This is a genomic window from Nocardia sp. NPDC004860, from assembly GCF_040609015.1.
GTDB lineage: Bacteria > Actinomycetota > Actinomycetes > Mycobacteriales > Mycobacteriaceae > Nocardia.
Map to the genome: position 1 here is coordinate 492,174 of NZ_JBEXJI010000004.1, position 18,611 is coordinate 510,784.

The 18,611-nt window shown below is 70.1% G+C and carries 17 protein-coding genes; 10 read left to right on the forward strand and 7 right to left on the reverse strand.

Annotated features, from left to right (window positions below; all coding sequences use genetic code 11):
• Nucleotides 1–192 precede the first annotated feature (192 nt).
• The 4 genes from ABZV44_RS12640 to ABZV44_RS12655 all read left to right on the forward strand — a co-directional run bounded on the left by ABZV44_RS12640 (nucleotide 193) and on the right by ABZV44_RS12655 (nucleotide 4,239).
• Nucleotides 193–1,413 (forward strand): cysteine desulfurase family protein, encoded by a 1,221-nt coding sequence (locus ABZV44_RS12640; RefSeq protein ID WP_354835226.1) that lies wholly within the window; start codon nucleotides 193–195, stop codon nucleotides 1,411–1,413.
• Nucleotides 1,414–2,535: a tRNA 2-thiouridine(34) synthase MnmA gene (mnmA, locus tag ABZV44_RS12645; protein WP_354835228.1), complete on the forward strand. Its 1,122-nt coding sequence runs from the start codon at nucleotides 1,414–1,416 to the stop codon at nucleotides 2,533–2,535.
• Nucleotides 2,536–2,618: 83 nt separating this feature from the next.
• Nucleotides 2,619–2,993, forward strand: a complete 375-nt coding sequence (locus ABZV44_RS12650) for a hypothetical protein (protein WP_354835230.1) — start codon at nucleotides 2,619–2,621, stop codon at nucleotides 2,991–2,993.
• Nucleotides 2,994–3,195: 202 nt separating this feature from the next.
• Nucleotides 3,196–4,239: a methionine synthase gene (locus ABZV44_RS12655; protein WP_354835232.1), complete on the forward strand. Its 1,044-nt coding sequence runs from the start codon at nucleotides 3,196–3,198 to the stop codon at nucleotides 4,237–4,239.
• A gap of 51 nt (nucleotides 4,240–4,290) precedes the next feature.
• Here the strand turns inward: ABZV44_RS12655 and ABZV44_RS12660 are convergent, their stop codons facing one another.
• Complete coding sequence (locus ABZV44_RS12660; RefSeq protein WP_354835234.1) at nucleotides 4,291–4,845, reverse strand: helix-turn-helix domain-containing protein; 555 nt, start codon at nucleotides 4,843–4,845, stop codon at nucleotides 4,291–4,293.
• A gap of 145 nt (nucleotides 4,846–4,990) precedes the next feature.
• Here ABZV44_RS12660 and ABZV44_RS12665 point away from each other — a divergent pair, with 145 nt between their 5' ends.
• A complete protein-coding gene (locus tag ABZV44_RS12665) occupies nucleotides 4,991–5,833 on the forward strand; it encodes an SAM-dependent methyltransferase (protein ID WP_354835236.1) in 843 nt (280 codons plus the stop codon).
• A 26-nt stretch (nucleotides 5,834–5,859) separates the two neighbouring features.
• Here ABZV44_RS12665 and ABZV44_RS12670 read toward each other — a convergent pair whose 3' ends face one another.
• From ABZV44_RS12670 to ABZV44_RS12680, 3 genes are all read right to left on the reverse strand, one after another.
• Nucleotides 5,860–6,276, reverse strand: coding sequence for a hypothetical protein (locus ABZV44_RS12670; RefSeq protein ID WP_354835238.1), 417 nt, complete (start codon nucleotides 6,274–6,276; stop codon nucleotides 5,860–5,862).
• 83 nt (nucleotides 6,277–6,359) lie between these two features.
• The gene (locus tag ABZV44_RS12675; protein ID WP_354835240.1) at nucleotides 6,360–7,583 is read right to left on the reverse strand and encodes an ATP-binding protein; all 1,224 of its coding nucleotides are present in this window, start codon (nucleotides 7,581–7,583) and stop codon (nucleotides 6,360–6,362) included.
• Nucleotides 7,584–7,781: 198 nt separating this feature from the next.
• Nucleotides 7,782–8,201: a PPOX class F420-dependent oxidoreductase gene (locus ABZV44_RS12680; RefSeq protein WP_354835242.1), complete on the reverse strand. Its 420-nt coding sequence runs from the start codon at nucleotides 8,199–8,201 to the stop codon at nucleotides 7,782–7,784.
• Nucleotides 8,202–8,336: 135 nt separating this feature from the next.
• Here ABZV44_RS12680 and ligA point away from each other — a divergent pair, with 135 nt between their 5' ends.
• Both ligA and ABZV44_RS12690 read left to right on the forward strand, forming a co-directional pair.
• Entirely contained in the window at nucleotides 8,337–10,442 is a 2,106-nt protein-coding gene (gene ligA / locus ABZV44_RS12685) for an NAD-dependent DNA ligase LigA (RefSeq protein WP_354835358.1), read from the forward strand.
• 295 nt (nucleotides 10,443–10,737) lie between these two features.
• Nucleotides 10,738–11,268, forward strand: coding sequence for a GNAT family N-acetyltransferase (locus ABZV44_RS12690; RefSeq protein ID WP_354835244.1), 531 nt, complete (start codon nucleotides 10,738–10,740; stop codon nucleotides 11,266–11,268).
• Between the two features lie 467 nt (nucleotides 11,269–11,735).
• Here ABZV44_RS12690 and ABZV44_RS12695 read toward each other — a convergent pair whose 3' ends face one another.
• Together ABZV44_RS12695 and ABZV44_RS12700 are read right to left on the reverse strand one after the other, a co-directional pair.
• Nucleotides 11,736–12,155 (reverse strand): hypothetical protein, encoded by a 420-nt coding sequence (locus ABZV44_RS12695; protein ID WP_354835246.1) that lies wholly within the window; start codon nucleotides 12,153–12,155, stop codon nucleotides 11,736–11,738.
• Between the two features lie 240 nt (nucleotides 12,156–12,395).
• Nucleotides 12,396–13,046: an amino acid-binding protein gene (locus tag ABZV44_RS12700; protein ID WP_354835248.1), complete on the reverse strand. Its 651-nt coding sequence runs from the start codon at nucleotides 13,044–13,046 to the stop codon at nucleotides 12,396–12,398.
• A gap of 244 nt (nucleotides 13,047–13,290) precedes the next feature.
• On the opposite strand from ABZV44_RS12700, the gene gatC reads away from it, so the two are divergent.
• The 3 genes from gatC (at nucleotide 13,291) to ABZV44_RS12715 (ending at nucleotide 17,329) form a co-directional block, all read left to right on the forward strand.
• Nucleotides 13,291–13,590, forward strand: a complete 300-nt coding sequence (gatC, locus tag ABZV44_RS12705) for an Asp-tRNA(Asn)/Glu-tRNA(Gln) amidotransferase subunit GatC (protein WP_354835250.1) — start codon at nucleotides 13,291–13,293, stop codon at nucleotides 13,588–13,590.
• The gene (gatA, locus tag ABZV44_RS12710; RefSeq protein WP_354835252.1) at nucleotides 13,587–15,056 is read left to right on the forward strand and encodes an Asp-tRNA(Asn)/Glu-tRNA(Gln) amidotransferase subunit GatA; all 1,470 of its coding nucleotides are present in this window, start codon (nucleotides 13,587–13,589) and stop codon (nucleotides 15,054–15,056) included. Before gatC ends, gatA begins: the two co-directional genes overlap by 4 nt.
• 281 nt (nucleotides 15,057–15,337) lie before the next feature.
• Nucleotides 15,338–17,329, forward strand: coding sequence for an ADP-ribosylglycohydrolase family protein (locus ABZV44_RS12715; RefSeq protein WP_354835254.1), 1,992 nt, complete (start codon nucleotides 15,338–15,340; stop codon nucleotides 17,327–17,329).
• On the opposite strand, the gene ABZV44_RS12720 is transcribed toward ABZV44_RS12715, so the two are convergent.
• Nucleotides 17,290–18,600, reverse strand: coding sequence for an alpha/beta-hydrolase family protein (locus ABZV44_RS12720; protein ID WP_354835256.1), 1,311 nt, complete (start codon nucleotides 18,598–18,600; stop codon nucleotides 17,290–17,292). The genes ABZV44_RS12715 and ABZV44_RS12720 overlap by 40 nt on opposite strands.
• Nucleotides 18,601–18,611 lie beyond the last annotated feature (11 nt).

Consider the following 18,611-nt stretch of genomic DNA (forward strand, 5'->3'; position numbering starts at 1 on the left):
CGGACCGGGCGGGCCGCGGGCGAACCCGGCCCGTCGCCGATTCGTGGCCTTGATGGAGGACTCGGACGGGGCGGTCGGCGGCGGGAGTGGAGGCGGAGCGTGCGGGCGCGATGGTCGCGACGATGGGGGCGGGAGCTGCTGCGGGCATGGCGGGAATATCGTCTCGACGGTGGCGGCTATCCTTGGACGGTCATGAAGTCGGCTTTCCCGGGTCCGGTCGGTGCCCAGACGGTCTACCTCGATCACGCGGCCACGACACCCATGTTCCCGGTCGCTGTCGAGGCGATGTGCGCTGCGCTGGGGATGACGGGGAACGCGTCGTCGTTGCACGGGTCCGGGCGGGCCGCCCGGCGGGTGCTGGAGGAGGCGCGGGAGTCGATCGCGGCGGGGCTGGGGGCGCGGCCGTCGGAAGTGATCTTCACCTCGGGCGGGACCGAGAGCGACAATCTCGCCGTCAAGGGCATCTACTGGGCGCGGCGTGACGCCGATCCACGGCGGAACCGGATCCTGGTGAGCGCGGTGGAGCATCACGCGGTGCTGGACACCGTGGAGTGGCTCGAGCAGCACGAGGGCGCGCGCATCACGTGGCTGGAGTGCGATGCCCAGGGCATCGTCTCGCCGCGCACGCTGCGCGACGCGCTGGCCGAGTACGCCGCCGAGACGGCGCTGGTGAGCGTCATGTGGGCCAACAACGAGGTCGGCACCATCCAGCCGATCCAGGAATTGGCCGCGGTGGCACAGGAATTCGACGTGCCCATGCACAGCGACGCGGTGCAGGCCGCGGCGCAACTGCCCATCGACTTCGCCGCCAGCGGCCTGGCCGCGGCCAGTTTCGCCGGGCACAAGGTCGGCGGACCGCACGGCGCGGGCGTGCTGCTGCTGGGGCGGCAGGTGCCGGCGGTGCCGCTGCTGCACGGTGGCGGGCACGAGCGGGATCTGCGCTCGGGCACCTCGGACGTACCCGCGGCGGCCGGCCTGGCCGCCGCGATTCGCGAGACCGTGGCCGGCCTGGCCGTGCGCGCGGTCGACCTGGAGCGGCTGCGGGACCGGCTCATCGAGGGCGTGCGCGCCGTCGTGCCGGACGCGGTGCTCAACGGGGCGACCGGCACGCAGCGCATGCCGGGCAACGCCCACTTCACGTTCCCCGGCTGCGAGGGCGACTCGCTGCTCATGCTGCTGGACGCCGCCGGGATCGAATGCTCGACCGGATCCGCGTGCAATGCCGGTGTGGCCGGACCCTCCCATGTGCTGCTGGCCATGGGCGTGGAACCGGCGCTGGCGCGCGGATCCCTGCGATTCTCATTGGGACACAATTCGACCGACGCCGATATCGATGCCCTGCTGGCCGTGCTGCCGCAGGTGGTGGAACGGGCGAAGGCGGCCGGACTGGCCGGAGCGAAGGGAGGCTTCTAGATGCGAGTACTTGCCGCGATGAGTGGTGGCGTGGATTCCGCCGTGGCGGCCGCCCGCGCGGTGGACGCCGGACACGAGGTGGTCGGCGTGCACCTGGCGCTGTCGGCGAACCCGGGCACGCTACGCACCGGATCGCGCGGCTGCTGCTCCAAGGAGGACGCCGGTGACGCCCGGCGGGCGGCCGACGTGCTCGGAATCCCGTTCTACGTCTGGGATTTCGCCGACCGGTTCAAGGAGGACGTGATCGACGACTTCGTCGCCGCGTACGCCGCCGGTGAGACCCCCAACCCGTGCCTGCGCTGCAACGAGAAGATCAAGTTCTCGGCGCTGGCCGATCGCGCGGTGGCCCTGGGCTTCGACGCCGTCGTCACCGGGCACTACGCGCGGCTCGCGGACGGCGTGCTGCGCCGGGCCGTGGACGAGGACAAGGACCAGTCCTACGTGCTGGCCGTCCTTACCGCCGAACAGCTTTCGCGCGCCATGTTCCCGGTCGGCGACACCCCGAAGCCGCAGATCCGTGCCGAGGCCGCCGAGCGCGGGCTGGCGGTGGCCGGCAAGCCCGACAGCCACGACATCTGCTTCATCCCCTCCGGCGACACCCAGGCCTTCCTGGGTGCCAAGATCGGCATCCGCCCCGGCGCGGTGCTCGACGCCGACGGCACCAAGCTCGCCGACCACGAGGGTGTGCACGGCTTCACCATCGGCCAGCGCAAGGGCCTGGGCCTGCCCGGCCCGGCCGCCGACGGCAAGCCGCGCTACGTGACCGGCATCGACCCGGACACCGGCACCGTGCACGTGGGCTCGGCCAAGGACCTGGAGGTGTGGACGGTGCGCGCCGACCGCGCCATCTGGACCTCGGGTGAAAGTCCTTCCGGCCCGGTGGAATGCGTGGCCCAGGTGCGTGCCCACGGCGGCATCGCCCCGGCAGTCGCCGAGGCCGTGGACGGCGGCCTGGTGGTGCGGCTGCGCACACCGCTCACCGGTGTCGCCCGCGGCCAGGCCGTGGTCCTCTACCGCCCCGACCCGGCGGGGGACGAGGTGCTGGGCAGCGGCACCATCTCCGGCACCGAACGCGAACCTCATTCGTACGCAAGCGAACTGGTCTCGGATAGCGCCCGGTGAGCGACCGCCACACGCGCGGACGCGCGAAATCATATGTAGCGGCGCAGATTCGATCGACCTCCCGGGTCGTCTGGCGCACCGGAATGCCGCAGCCGCTACGCCTGCGCCCGCGCCGCGCGCCGGGGCGGGCCAGGCTCGGCCGGAACGCCGCGGGCAGCGCCGCGCCGGAGCAGATCGCCCGCACCGACACCGGCGAATTCCGGCCCGGCGAGCCGCAACCCGGCCCCGACGGGAAAACGGACGCGGCGAACGGCACCGGCCGCGGTCGGGCACGGACCGGCGTGGTCGTCCGGGTCACCCCGTATGCCGAGCGCGGCCGCCCCACGACCGGGCCCGGCGCGCCCGCCGACGCGGCCGAGCGGGCGGGCAAGACCTGGGACTGGTTCGTCAACGCGACCTGCTGGGACTGGTACACGAATTCGAGCAGCCGCACCGAACGCGGCAATGCCGACGAGTGACCTCGCGCGGCTCGGCAGCCCGCTTCGCCGCGCAGTGCACGACGGCTCGCACGCGATCCGGTTCGCTCCGGGCGGGAGTTCGTCGACGCCTCTGAAACGGGGCGAGCCGGATGCCGGGCGGCCGGGTCGACGCCGAGGTGACGAGTTCGGTTGGTATGCGGGGTTTTCGGAACGGACGGCCGAGTGATACGGGATGGCTGGGATGACTGACGACACGAACACGGCGGTACTGCGCGGCGGCATCGCGACCGGCGTGGGCTCGTGGCCGGGGACCGATCCGCGGGAGGCGGCGGCAACCGTGGTGGGGGAGCTGGGGCAGCTGCCGCATCTCGTCGAACTGCCCGGCCGTGGCGTGGGCGCGGACATGGTCGGACGGGTGTCGGGCCTGCTGGTGGACATGCAGTTCGACAGCACCACGCGCGGATATCGGCTGGCGGCGCGACCGGGCGCGGTCGCGCGCCGGGCCCGCGACCTGCTGCGCACCGATCTGGACGCGCTCGAAGAGGCCTGGGAGACCGGCGGTTTCGCGGGCTCCGGCCATCCGGTGAAGGTGCAGGTGGCCGGGCCGCTGACGGTGGCCGCGGAGGTGGAGCTGGCGGGCGGGCATCGCGTGCTGACCGATTCCGGTGCGCTGCGCGATCTTTCGGAGTCGCTGGCCGAGGGCATCGCGAATCATGTGGCGGAGGTGGGCAAGCGGCTGGGCGCACAGGTCGTGCTCCAGATCGACGAGCCGGACCTGACGGCCGTGCTGAACGGCACGCTGAAGGGCGTGAGCGTCCTGAACACGGTGCGCGCCATGCCCGAACCCGAGGCGCTGCACATCCTGGACATCGTCGCGGGCAGTCAGTCCGTGCCGGTGCTGGTGCACACCTGCGCCGACCGGCCCGCGCTGGGGTTCCTGCGCAAGAGCGGGGCGGCCGCGGTCGGCTTCGATATGGCCGCCGTCGGCACCCCCGACCTCGACCGGATCGGCGAATTGCTGGACAGCGGAAAGCACCTGGTGCTCGGGCTGGTGCCGACCACCGCGCCGGCCGCGCCCGTCACCTGGCGCGATATCGCGGAACCCGGTGTGCGCCTGATGGATCGGCTCGGTTTCCCGCGGCGCCTGCTGGCCGAGCAGATTCTGGTCGCCCCGGCCTGTGGCCTGGCCGGAGCCCCGCTGTCCTGGGCGCGCCGCGCGCTGAGTCTGGCGGCCGAGACCGCGCGCGCCTACGCCGAGGAGCCGGAGTCGCTCACCTTCGAGTGAGGCCGTGTGGCAGCGTGACGCTGTGCCGCCGGGTGTTTCGGCGGGTGCGGCTCACATCCGGGTCAGGATGTCCAGCGCGATCGCCACCGACGCCTGGTTGCTCTCCTCGTCGGAGAGCTCCAGATCGCCCATCATGGACAGGCTCCAGCTGATGGCCAGCAGCGCCTGCCGGGCGTGAAAGGTGGCCAGCGGCTCCGTGCTCGGCGCGGTCATGAGGTCGGCCAGCACCCGGAACTGGTAGCGCAGGCTGGTGCCGAACCCGAGGTCCCGGAAGGCGGGCTGGTTCTCGTGCCAGAACCGGATCATGTCCTTGCCGAGGCTGTGCAGCAGCGCGCCGTAGCGAATCACGATCTCGCGGGCCCGCTCCGGCCCCGGCGGCGTGGCCTCGGCCCACTGCACGATCTCGTCGATACCGCCGCGCAGATCCTCCGACAGGCTGGCGACAATGTCTTCCTTGGTCCGGAAGTGGTAGTAGAGCGCGGCTTTCGTGACGCCCAGGCGCTCGGCGATCTCGCGCAGCGAGGTCTTCTCATAGCCGCGCTCGGAGAACAGCTCCATGGCGACGGACCGAATCCGCTCCCGCGTATCACTGCGACGCCCGTCCATCGAGTCCTTCTTTCGGTACCCCGCCCTTGTTTCCTTGACGACGGCCCCTTTGCTTGACGACCGGCAAGGTGAAGCCTAGCGTCTCCATCACCGGCAGATACCTAGCCGGTCGGCAAGTTACTTTGCGCGCAGTGGGGAGCAGAACATGACCGAGACAGCAGCGACAGTGCCGGTCGACGGCGTGGCCGTGACCGCTATCGGGGTGGCCATCATCCGGGCACGGGAATCCGAACGCGACCATCGCCTCTACGACGATCCACAGGCGAAGAACTTCGTGGCCGCGGCCCGCAAAGGTTTCACCCCCGAACGCTGGGCGCGCATGGAAGCCCTGGCCGACCAGTTCTACGACGGCCGCACCATCGGCGTACGCCTCGTCGACGAGCGCTTCCGCGAGGCGATCGATGCGGGCTGCGGCCAGATCGTCCTCCTGGGCGCCGGTCTGGACACCCGCGCCTACCGCCTCGACCTCCCACCCGCCCTGCACATCTACGAGATCGACCTACCCGAACTCTTCGCCTTCAAGGAACCGGTCCTGTCGGCCACCGCCGCCACCCCCACCTGCCACCGCCACGTGGTCATCGCCGACCTCCGCGAAAATTGGCGAAAACCCCTGCTCGACAGCGGCTTCGACCCAATCGTCCCGACCTACTGGGTCGACGAGGGCTCCCTCGGCTACCTCAATCAGGACTGGAACCGCCAGGTAGTCCAGACCCTCACCGAACTATCCGCCCCCGCAAGCCGTTTCGGTGCGGCCCGCATCCCCATCGATCCCGAAGCCTCTCAGTATCAAGACCTCCGCCGCCTCGTCTCCGGCGACAACACCCCACAACCGACCCCACCCGCCCCCGACTTCGACGTCCAACACTGGCTCGAGAACATCGGCTGGACCACCGAATTCCGCACCTGGAACGACATGACCTCCCACCTACCCCGCCCCACCACCCCCGTCGACCCCCGCATCGGCACCATCGCCGCCATCCGCCGCTGAGTCCCGCCCAGAAGCATCGGAAAGGCTCAGTAGCCCCGGTTCTTCGGGCGTTTGGAGCCGAAGTAGGGGCGGGCGCCGGGGTGGTCGAGTTGCCATTTGTCGGGCTTGCCGGAGGGGTAGGTGACGGGGATCTGGTCGCCGATGGAGGGCCAGTTGTCGACGTCCCAGGCGAAGCGGCCGTAGACCTCGTGGGCGAACACGGTGGGGCCGGAGATGCTGCCGGCGATGGTGACGTACTGCTCGCCGAGGTCGTCGGGGCGGGGGCTGACGCCGGTGACGTGGAGAGTGCCGGATTCGAGGCCTGCGGGGGAGGCGTTCCAGGAGGCGGCGAGCGGGTCGCCGGGGAAGGCTCGTGAGCCGCCGCCGTTGCCGCGACGGTAGTACACCAGGGCCGCGGCCAGTGCGCCGCCGATCAGCAGGACGAACATGAGCTGCAGGAGCATGAACTCCATGCTAGGCGGCGTGGAGTTCATGCCCGGCCGGGGCCGTGTGACGAGCGGCCGGGGCCGTGTGACGACCGGTGCGGCTAGTGGGCGGTGAGTTCGGAGATGCCGTTGTGGCGGCGCAGCTGCCAGACCGTGGTGCGCTTGGACTGGGAACGGCCGTTGCCGCGGTCGATGAGGGTGCGGTTGGCGGTGGTGAAAACCAATTGCGCGCCCTGGGTATTGGTTTCGGGATTCTGGAACAGCTGGATGAGGCTGTCGGCCGTTTCGGGGGTGAGGGCGGCATCGATATCGTCCACCGCCAGCACGCCGCCGGTGTCGAGGGCGTCGAGCATGGGCGGCAGCAGGCGCAGCATGGCCAGGGTGGCGCTGGACTCGTCGGTGATGTCGAAGGCGGTTTCGATGCCCTCGTGGGTGAGGCCCAGGCCGACGCCGCGGCGGGCCACCATGCGGGAGTACAGCGCGTCCCGGGCGGCATAGAGGTTGGCCAGTTCGCGCTGCAACAGGGTGACGGTGATGCCGTGCTCGAGGAACATCTCCTCGGCGTAGTTCGCCGATACCGTGCAGGACTCGATTTCCTTTGTGGTGGAGGCGATATCGGCGTCCAGGTCACGGAGGTAGTCGGCGTACATGGGGTCGTCGGACGGCAGCAGCAGATCGGTGATGCCGAGGTCGGCGGCGCGCAGCAGGGTCAGCAGGCGTACCGCATGGTCGGTCGAGCGCGAGATGTGCGAGCCCACCCGGTGCGCGACCTCCTGCGGATCCGGCTGCCCGCACTGCACTTCCAGCAGCGACTGGAACCAGCGGTAGGCCGGGACCAGCGGCTCGGCGTACAACTGCCCGGACAGGCTGAGCAGCAAGGCATTCGGGCGCACCAGCGGCACCACGGCACCCAGCCCGTAGCGCGCGGCCTCGAACATGGGCCCGATGCGGATGTCGTCGCCGGCGCGCTCGAACACCACGCGCTTGCGATTGTGCGGATGCGAGTGCAGCCATTCCGCGGCCACGTCGGCATTGTCGAGCCGGAACCCGTAGGTGTACGGGCACCCCTCGGCGACGAAGTTCGCCACGAATTCCGAAGGGCGATCGGAGAATCCGAGGTGCGGCGTCCGAACCGGACCGGAGTAGGGATCCCACCCGGTGACCGAATTCAGTACGGCGTCGCGCATGCGATCGAGCGCGTCGACGAGGCCCGTCTTGCCGGTGGCGGCCGTCCCGTAGACGGCGGTGACCGGTGTGGCGACCGGCCCGCTACCCCGGGTCAGCCGCAGTTCCTGCGGTTCGGCGAGGGACCGATGATTCGACACCTGAAAACTACGCAACACCCTGGACATCCTGCCGGTCGCGGGTCGGAAATGCGACTCACCTTATTCGGGCATTCCGCGAGGGCGGCACCCGGAGGGCAACTTTCGCGATATCCGGGTTCGAAACCGGGGCGACCGGCACGGACCGCGCCGCGGCCGGATGACGGTGTGCCCGAAGGGCAGCGGAGCACTGCGCGAACCTCAGCGGAGCAGACCGTAGGCGCGGGCGGGAGTGAGGCGGACGACGGCGCGGCGGTCGGTGACCATGGCGTGGCGGTAGTCGTCCCAGTCGGGGTGCTCGCCGCTGAGGGCACGGTAGTAGGCGACCAATTCGTCGACCGTGGCGTCGCCGGGATCGGCGGCGACGGGGGAGACCTCGGCCTCGCCTTCGATGACCGCGTACGACCAGAAGTCGTCGCTGCTCATGTGCAGCGCGGCCCACGGGTCGCGGACCAGATTGTGGTACTTGGCACGGTCGGCGGTGATGGAGATCCGGATGATGCCGTCCTCGCCGGTCCAGTGCAGCACATTGGACAGCTGCGGACGGGTGTCGCGGCGAATCGTGGTGAGCACCGACTTGCGGTGGGAGCGCGCGAAATCGACTGCCTTGGCGAGGTCCATACCGAGTGGAACCCGGCCGGTTGCGGGCGTGTTCCCGAGGCCGGAAAAACCTCGCTTCAGGCGTGCGACGTGCGGGAATGTTGATCGAAGCTGTCGGTGGGGCGGGATAGAGTGCCTGGTGTGAGCGAATCGGGCATGGAGATCACCGCGGCGAGCGGGGACGAGCGCGTCGAGTGGCAGCGGCTGGCGGAGGAGGTTCGCGACCACCAGTTCCGTTACTACGTGCGGGACGCGCCGGTCATTTCCGACGGCGAGTTCGACGAGTTGTTCAACCGGCTGGTGGCGCTCGAGGAGGCGCATCCGGATCTGCGCACCCCGGATTCGCCCACCCAGCTGGTCGGCGGCGGCTTCACCACCGAATTCCAGCCCGTGGATCACCTGGAGCGGATGTACTCGCTGGACAACGTCTTCAACGAGGACGAGATGCGGCAGTGGATCGCCAAGGTGGAGGCCGATGCCGGCACCGATCTGCACTACGTGTGCGAGGTGAAGATCGACGGCGTCGCCCTCAACCTCGTCTACGAGGACGGCAAGCTGGTGCGCGGCGCCACCCGCGGCGACGGCCGCACCGGTGAGGACGTCACCCTCAATGCGCGCACCATCGAGGACATTCCGCACGAGCTCGTCCACAGCGACGAGTTCCCGGTGCCGAAGCTCCTGGAAGTGCGCGGCGAGGCGTTCATGACGCTGGCCGACTTCGAGTCGCTCAATGCCGCCATCGTCGCGGAAGGCAAAGCGCCGTACGCGAATCCGCGCAATACCGCCGCCGGGTCGCTGCGGCAGAAGGATCCCGCGGTGACGGCGCGGCGGCGGCTGCGCATGATCTGCCACGGCTTCGGCCGGCTGGAGGGCTTCGCGCCGGAATCGCAGTTAGAGGCCTACCGCGCGCTGGCCTCCTGGGGTCTGCCGGTGTCGGCGCACACGATCCGGGTGCAGGGCGCGGACGCGGTGGTCGACCGCATCGACTACTGGGGCGAGCACCGCCACGATATCGAGCACGAGATCGACGGCCAGGTCATCAAGGTCGACGAGTTCAGCCTGCAGCGCCGCCTGGGCTCCACCTCGCGCGCGCCGCGCTGGGCCATCGCCTACAAGTACCCGCCGGAGGAGGCCACCACCAAGCTGCTCGACATTCAGGTGAATGTCGGTCGCACCGGCCGGGTTACGCCGTTCGCGGTCATGCAGCCGGTCACCGTGGCGGGCTCCACCGTCGCCATGGCCACCCTGCACAACGCCTCCGAGGTGCAGCGCAAGGGCGTGCTCATCGGCGACACCGTCACCATCCGCAAGGCCGGGGACGTGATTCCCGAGGTGCTGGGCCCGGTGGTGGATGCCCGCGACGGCAGCGAGCGGGAATTCGTGATGCCCACGCACTGCCCCGAGTGCGGCACCGAGCTGGCCCCGGCCAAGGAGGGCGACGCCGATATCCGCTGCCCCAACCAGCAGTACTGTCCGGCGCAGCTGCGGGAGCGGGTATTCCACGTGGCCGGGCGCGGCGCGTTCGATATCGAGGCGCTGGGCTACGAGGCCGCCATCGACCTGTTGAAGTCGGGCGCCATCGCCGACGAGGGCGACCTGTTCTCCCTCGACGCGGACAGGCTGCTCACCACGACGCTGTTCACCAACAAGAGCGGCACCCTGTCGGCCAATGGCAAACGCCTGCTGGAGAACCTGGAGTCCGCCAAGGACCGCCCGCTGTGGCGCGTGCTGGTCGCCCTCTCCATCCGCCATACCGGTCCCACCGCGGCCCGCGCCCTGGCCACCGCGTTCGGCAGCATGGACCGCATCCGGGAGGCCTCGGCCGAGGAACTGGCCGCCACCGACGGCGTCGGCCCCACCATCGCCGCCGCGGTCACCGAATGGTTCACGGTGCCCTGGCATCTCGAGATCGTCGACAAGTGGACCGCCGCCGGCGTCCGGATGGAGGACGAGCGCGACGAGTCCATCGAGCGCAACCTGGAGGGCCTGTCCATCGTGGTGACCGGCTCGCTGGAGGGCTTCACCCGCGACGGCGCGAAGGAGGCCATCCTCGTCCGCGGCGGCAAGGCGGCCGGATCCGTCTCCAAGAAGACCGCTTTCGTGGTGATCGGCGACGCACCCGGCTCGAAGGCCGCCAAGGCCGAGGAACTGGGTGTTCCCATCCTCGACGAGGCAGGTTTCGTGAAACTGCTCGAGGGCGGCCCGGAGGCGGTGTCGGAAGTCCCGGAAGCGGACTCCGAGAGCCCGGAGGCGGTGTCATAGAGCCCGGAGGCGGTGTCCTGGAGGCCGATTCGCACCGGCGCGGCGCCTCGTGCAACCGCGTACGCGCCCGGTGCGGGGCGATCGGTAATGCGGTCGGGGGAGCGCGGAGATTCGGGCGGCCGAGTCCGGGGATTACCCGGCCATCGGCGACTTGATCGTCGAGGTGTATGCCGGTGAGGGGTGCGCGAATCCGCCGGGCTCTGTGCCGGGGAGCTCGCCGACACCGCCACCCGGGCGGGGCGATCGGTAAAGGCAACGCGTGCGGCGGGGCGGTATCGAGGATGGAATTGTGATGATGAGTGTGCGCACTGAGCGGTCACGGGACGGCCGCGTGGAGATTCGGGTGGCCGAGCCCGGGGATTACCCGGCCATCGGTGAGCTGACCGTCGAGGTGTATGTCGGTGAGGGGCACGTGAATCCGCGCAGCCCTTATGTCGAGGAGCTCGCGGATACGGCCACCCGGGCGGCCGCGGCCGAGATTGTGGTGGCGGTCCGCGACGGCGAGCTCCTGGGCTCGCTGACCATGGCCCGGCCCGGCACGCCGTTCGCGGATATCGCCCGGCCGGGGGAGTTGGAGTTCCGGATGCTCGCGGTGTCCAAGGGCGCCCGCGGGCTGGGAATCGGGACCGCCCTGATGGAGCGGGTGATCGATACCGCCCGCGCCGAAGGGTTCGACGCGGTGGTGCTCACCACCATGCCGACCATGCAGGACGCCCGCCGCATGTACGACCGGCTCGGCTTCGCTCATGCCCCGGAACGAGATTGGCGCACCGACACGGGCCTGCAGCTCACGGTGATGCGCCTGGAGATCGCTGCGGCACGCTGACCTGGCCGGAGGCCCGGCATCGTCGGATGGGCACCGGTGGCGGCGGACTCACCGACCGGCCGCGGCGGACCGGCTCGACCGTCACGCGGTCGAACCGGCCAACCTCGCGGGCCCGCGACGGATTCGCGGGCGATGCCCAGGGGAAGCGGCGACGGAAATGTCTGTCATCCCGGCATGTTCGGGCCGCGATCTACGCAGCGCCTGACTGGGTTCCGCATCGGAAGATGGTGCCGCGCGCTGCCACGGTGCTGTCCTGCGGGTGAGTTGTTCCCGCCCAAAGACATCCGGCGCGCGACTTGCGCTCGCTCGGTTCGGCCTCGGCGGCTCCAGCGAGTGGAAGACCGGCGAGGCCAGCGCCGCGGCTGCGAGGGGCGCGGCGGCTACGCGCCCGAGGCGGCGGGTGCTGGTGGTTGTCGGCGTGGGTGTTGCGGGTTTCGGCATCGGGGCTCCCGTGGCTCGGTGCGGGGTCAGCAGTAGCTGGCCAGCGGGGGGCAGACGGTGTAGCCGGAGCCGTCGGCGTTCCACGACGGCGTCCAGACGGACGAGTTGCCCGCCCCGGTGTCGAACGGCTGCGGCGAAGGGTCGGGGACTTTGCCCGGGGAGCGCGGATGCTGGTTCTGCAGAACGGGATTCATGTCCGAGTGGCGGTAGCCGAAGGGGTCGCTGGCGTGTACGCCGGTGGGGTCGTCGCCATGGGTGATGATGCCCCGGCCGCCGCCGGATCGGGGTCCGGCCGAGTCGGAGGCGCCGGGCGAAATGGTGCCGCGGGATTGGGATTCGGCGCTGGCGGGCCCGGCTGCGAGCAGGGCTGCGGCCAGTCCGGCCACGGGGGTCAGGACGAGGGTCGCTCGTCGGAGGGTCGGGCGTGATCGATGGGCTTGCGGCATGGCGTCCTGCCTCTCTGCATGGCGTCATTGCTGATCTGCTTGCCGGTTCGGGTCACGTCGGTGACTTATCTACTAAGTAAGACCGTAGATCATCTACGTAGATGAATAGTAGGTAAATGCTGTGAATCTACTGAGTTCGTACGTAGATACGACATGGCGAACAGTAGCCGGGCAGACGAGAACGCCCCCACCGGATCTCCGGCGGGGGCGTGAAACGCGGTGCGAGAAAGGTGGTGCGGCTCAGCCGAGCGCGGTGGCGACGATGCCGGCCAGGTAGCCGAGCCGCGCGACCTCCGAGGGCCGGAAGTCCGGACCACCCGGACGGCCCAGCAGCAGCACCTTGCCGGTGTTGCCGAGCGGCGCCGCGGCCAGCTTGGTGTCCATGTCCTTCCACAGCTGTGGTAGCCAGTCGGCCTCGCCGTCGAGGACCGTCGGCTTCTCCAGCGGCATCCATGGCGCCGACGCCGCCTGGGTCGACGGGGCGCTCTGCGAGCCGACCACGCGATACGCGCCCTGCGGGCCCATGTCGATCACGATCGACCAGCCCACCCGCAGCACCCGCGGCACGCCGTCGACCAGCACCTGCAAACGATCGTCGCGCGCGTTGGCGACCTGATCGATGAGCTCGAGTTCGCGGTGGGTGTCCAGCATCCCGGAGTACGGGCGCAGCGAATCGACCTGCACATCGTGCAGGGATTCGGCCGCGGTGATGAGGGTGTCGGGCAATGCACCCGGGGGTACCTCCACCACGATGTCGTCGATCGCGAAGCCGTCGCCGCGTTCGACGACATCCAGCGAGAGGATGTCCGCGCCGACGGAACCCAGCGCCAATGCCAGCGATCCGAGACTCCCTGGGCGATCCGGAAGTTGCACGCGAAGCAGATAAGACACGTGCCTTCCTTTCTTTACTGTGCGACCGAAACTTTCGGACGGGTACCCGAGTCCCGCAATACTTACACCCTCGAGAGCTCGTTATCGAATCGAACCATTCCGTGTGACGCGGGCCACTTACCCATCGGTTACACATTGATGGTGCCAGTTCTGGCGCACACCTGCGACCGCTGGCTCGAGGCGACCCACTAGGCTGTCGAATGGCCAATCACCAAGCTCGAACCATGCCGAAAGGGGTCCCGCGGTGCCCGCCATCTCCAGGGACGAGGTCGCTCACCTCGCCCGGCTGTCCCGGCTCGCTTTGACGGACGACGAACTCGATCTGTACGCCGGTCAGCTGGATTCCATCCTGACCCACGTCGCGCAGATCTCGCAGGTCGCCGCCGCGGACGTGCCCGCCACCGCATCCCCGAATCCGGAGACCAATGTGACGCGCCCGGATGCGGAGCAGCCCTGCCTGACTCCGGAGCAGGCGCTCGCCATGGCGCCGGCCGTCGACGAGCAGCGGTTCATGGTTCCGCAGATTCTGGGAGAGGGCGAATGACAGACCTGACCAAGCTGTCCGCGGCCGAACTCGCGGACAAGATCCACGCGCGCGAGGTCTCCTCGGTCGAGGTCACCGAGGCCCACATCCAGCGCATCGCCGAGGTCGACGGGGAGATCAACGCCTTCCTGCACGTGGCCGGCGAGCAGGCGCTGCTGACCGCCGCCGAGGTGGACCGTCAGGTCGCCGGCGGCAAGGTGGTCTCGGCGCTGGCCGGTGTTCCCTTGGCGCTCAAGGACGTTTTCACCACCACGGACATGCCGACCACCTGCGGGTCGAAGATCCTCGAGGGCTGGGTGTCGCCGTACGACGCGACGCTCACCACCAAACTGCGCGAGGCGGGCATCCCGATCCTCGGCAAGACGAACATGGACGAGTTCGCCATGGGTTCGTCCACCGAGAACTCGGCGTACGGCCCGACCCGCAATCCCTGGGACACCGACCGGATTCCGGGCGGTTCGGGTGGTGGCTCCGCCGCGGCGCTCGCCTCGTATCAGGCGCCGCTGGCCATCGGCACCGACACCGGCGGTTCCATCCGCCAGCCCGCCGCGGTCACCGCGACCGTCGGCACCAAGCCGACCTACGGCACCGTGTCCCGTTTCGGCCTGGTCGCCTGCGCGTCCTCGCTGGACCAGGGTGGCCCGTGTGGCCGCACCGTGCTGGACACCGCGCTGCTGCACGAGGTGATCGCGGGCTACGACCCGAAGGACTCCACCTCCCGCAATGTGCCGGTGCCGCCGGTGGTCGCCGCCGCCCGCGCGGGCGCCAAGGGCGATCTGACGGGCCTGAAAGTCGGTGTGGTGAAGGAACTTCACTCCGACAGCTACCAGCCGGGCGTCATCGCCTCCTTCGACGCCGCGGTCGCGCAGCTGAAGGAACTGGGCGCCGAGGTGATCGAGGTGTCCTGCCCGCACTTCGAGTTCGCGCTGCCCGCCTACTACCTGATCCTGCCGTCGGAGGTGTCGTCGAACCTGGCGCGCTTCGACGCCATGCGGTACGGCCTGCGCGTCGGCGACGACGGCTCGCACTCGGCCGAGCAGGTCATGTCCATGACCCGTGAGGCCGGGCTGGGCCCGGAGGTCAAGCGCCGCATCATGATCGGCACCTACGCGCTGTCGGCCGGGTACTACGACGCCTACTACGGTCAGGCCAACAAGGTCCGCAACCTGATCGCGCAGGACTTCGACAAGGCCTACCGGACCGTCGACGTGCTGGTCTCGCCGACCAGCCCGTTCACCCCGTGGAAGCTGGGCGAGAAGGTCAATGACCCGCTGGCCATGTACCTCTCGGACCTGTGCACGCTGCCCACCAACCTGGCCGGACACTGCGCCATGTCGGTGCCGTCCGGGCTGAGCGCGGACGACGGCATGCCGGTCGGTCTGCAGATCATGGCTCCGGCGCTGGCCGACGACCGGCTCTACCGGGTCGGCGCGGCCTACGAGGCGGCCCGCGGGCCCATCGCCTGAGCGTGAAGGCCATGAAGGCAGCCTGATCCAGGCATGGCGACAAGCCTGATCCAGGCGGTCCCGCAAGCGAATTCGGCCCCCGCCGGTATCCACCGGCGGGGGTCGTCCCTGTCCACCGGCCCGGACCCTGCGCTGTCCGTCCAGGTTGTGCCCGATCCCCAATGCCCGACTTGTCGGGTTCCGCCTGATCGGCGCCCGGCCGATCGGGCAATGCCTGCGGCTTGTCGGCCCAGACCGGTAGGCTGGCAGCGGTTCGGCGTGTGTGAAGGGTTTTCTTGGGGATGTTGCGACGCGGCGAAGTCTTCGCGGGCTACGTGATCGAGCGCGAAGTGGGCCGTGGCGGAATGGGTTCGGTCTACGCTGCCCGCCACCCTCGGCTCCCGCGGCTCATCGCGCTCAAACTGCTGCACCGGGAGATGTTCGGCGAGAACGAGACTCGCCTCCGGTTCGAACGCGAGGCCGACGTCATCGCCCAGCTCGACCATCCCAACATCATCACCGTCTACGACCGCGGCGATGACGACGAGCAGCTGTGGATCGCCATGCAGTACGTGGACGGGGTCGACTGCGCCTCCATCGACCCTTACGACCTCAGCCCCGACCGGGCGGTCGAGATCGTCGTGCAGACCGCGGCCGCACTGGATTACGCGCACGGGCGCGGTGTGCTGCACCGGGATGTGAAGCCCGCCAATATCCTGCTGTCCCGTTCCGGCGGCATCGGCGCCGGATTCGCCGAGCGGGCGCTGCTCAGCGACTTCGGCATCGCCCGGGTCCTCGACGACACCGCGCACCTGACCCGCACCGGCATGCTCAATGCCACCCTGGCCTACGCCTCCCCGGAACAGCTCACCTCGGCGCCCATGGGGCCGCGCTCGGACCAGTATTCCCTGGCGTGCACGCTGTTTCGGCTGCTCACCGGGCGCGGGCCGTTCGACGCCCCGAATATCGCGACCGTCATGCTCGGGCATCTGCAATCGCCGCCGCCCGATGTGAGCCTGCTGCGGCCCGAGCTGCCCGCGGAACTGGACACGGTGCTGCGGAAGGCGCTGTCCAAGGATCCGCGCGACCGCTACGACACCTGTTTCGAATTCGCGCAATCCGCCTGGGAGACGGTGGCCGAACCGGTGTCGCTGGTGCGGCGGCCGCGCGGGCCGGTCGCGGACCGGTTGCCGCGTCCGGACACCGTGCTCGGCTGCCTGTTCGGCGGCGCCGTCGGGGACGCGCTGGGCGCGCCGATCGAGACCATGCTGCTGCCGAACATCCAGCAGCGCTACGGGATCCAGGGCGTCACCGGGGCGGGCAGCGGCTACCGGGGCCGCATCTCCGACGAGACGCAGCTGGCGCTGTTCACCATGGAGGCGCTCATCCGCAGCGCGCGGGCCCGTGAGCGCGGCACCGCCGCCGCGGTGGGCATGATCCAGGAGAACCTGCTGGTGTGGCTGCGCGGGCAGGGGCAGGCGGCGGTGCCGGAACAGCCGGTGCCGTTGCAGAGCGGGCTGACCGGATACCCGGAGCTGATGACCTATCGGGGGCCGACGCAGACGACCATCTCGGCCATGCTGCGGGTGGCGGCGCGGCAGCAGCCCGGAATTCCGCTGGGCACCCGCGATCATCCGATCAACGACTCCAAGGGCTGTGCGGCCACCGTGCGATCCGCGTCGTGCGGGTTCATGCCCTCGCTGGAGTACGCCTTCGAATTGGCCTGTGACGCGGCGGCACTCACCCACGGCAATCCGAGCGGCTGGCTGCCGGCGGGCACGTTCGCGGCCATCGTGTACGGGCTGTGCCGGGGACTGGACGTGCGGGCGGCAGTGGAGCAGGCTCGGGCCCAGCTGGTTCGCAACCGCGATCACGAGGAGACCACCCAGGCTCTCGACGCGGCCGTGCGGCTGGCCGACACCGTGGCTTTCCGGGGCCGGCCCATGCCGCCGCCTGGACTGCTGGAACCGCTGGGCACCGGCGTGATCGGATCCGAGGCGCTGGCGCTGGGGGTGTGCGCGGCGGTGTGCGCCGAAAACGTGGGCGGCACACCGGAACAGATCTTCCGCAACGGCGTGCTGCTGTCGGTGAATCATTCCGGGGACAGCGACTCCACCGGGGCCGTCTGCGGCGCGCTGCTCGGGGCCCGGCTCGGGGTGCACGCGATCCCCGCGCCCTGGCGCGCCGGCCTCGACGCGGCGGCCGCCATCGAACGGCTGGCCGCCGACTTCACCCGCGAATTCCGCGGCGCCGCTCAGCAGTCCGGCATGACCGTGCCCTGGTCGGCGCCGTAGCGGTGACCGTGACCGGGCGGGGCGTCGAGCGCGCCCAGCAGGTCGGCGGTGGTCTGCAGGAAGCTGATCACCGGAAGCCAGTGCGGGACCGGCGCATCCGGGCGGGTGGCGGTGAGATCCGGTGCGCGCCACAGTAGCGCCGGCGACCAGTGCACCACCGGATCGGAGGCATTGGCCAGCACTGTCGCGCGGCCGTGCTGCACCTGCCCGGCGGGCGGGCCCGCCCAGAGCGCGCCGCAGACGCGGCGGTCCTGGTCGGCGGCATCGGTGAAGACGGCGCTGCCGCCCAGCGCGCCCAGGCTCTGGCCGTAGATATAGAGCTTCGGCGGATTCGGTAGCGTCACGATCCGTTGCTCCACGGCCCGGAACAGGGCGCGGGCGGATTGCTCGGCGGCGCTGCGGCCGAAGACGAAGGTGACCCAGCTCGGGGCGTCGGAGTACTGCAGACCGACCAGGGCGACATCGCCGCCGAAGCGGGCGTCGAGTCCCTTGGCCGCATCGCTGTCGATCCAGCCCGAACCGGTCGGCACCGTCACCACCAGATTGCGGCGCTGCAGTCCGCCGGTGCGCTCCAGCTCCCGGATCGCCAGCGCCACCCGGGAATCCAGATCGGGCGCGGAGTTCAACCCGACGTACACCCGCACGGTCCGCGCCGGAGTCCCCGCTACGAACCGGCGGCCCTCCGCCCCCAGCGACGGCCAGCTCGCCATCGACACCGGACTACCCGACCGCGTCGGCGAATCCGGTTGCACCAACTCCGGATCCACAGACGAATTGGCCGCCGCATAGGCCGCCCGCCGCCACTCCACCACCGTCGGCACGACCACCAGCTGCCCCGCCAGCAGCAGCGCCACCCCCGCCGCGATACTGCGCACCCGCCCCAATCTCCGCACCGCCCATCCCACTCCACGTGCCAGGGCGACCACGGCGACGACGAGCGGCACGGTCCAGGCCAGCCATCGCACCCAGTACCCGGGTCCGATACCCGCGACGCCCATGGCGGCGCGCAAGGTGTTCTGCCAATGTTCGGCGTAGCCCATCGCGGCCCCGACCAGCACCATGCCCGCGATCAGGGCCGGAACTCGGCCGTGTGTCAGATGCTCGATCCCGAACCGCGTCCACCGCAGTGCCATTCGGATGATCGCCGCCAGCCCCAACCCGATCAGCACCACGAGTGCGGTCAGGATCGCCTGCGCCGACGGTGTCCGCGGTAGCAGCCCCGGCGCCAGCGAGATCATGGTCCCGCCCGCCACCGCGGCACTGGTCCCCACTCGTGGGACAT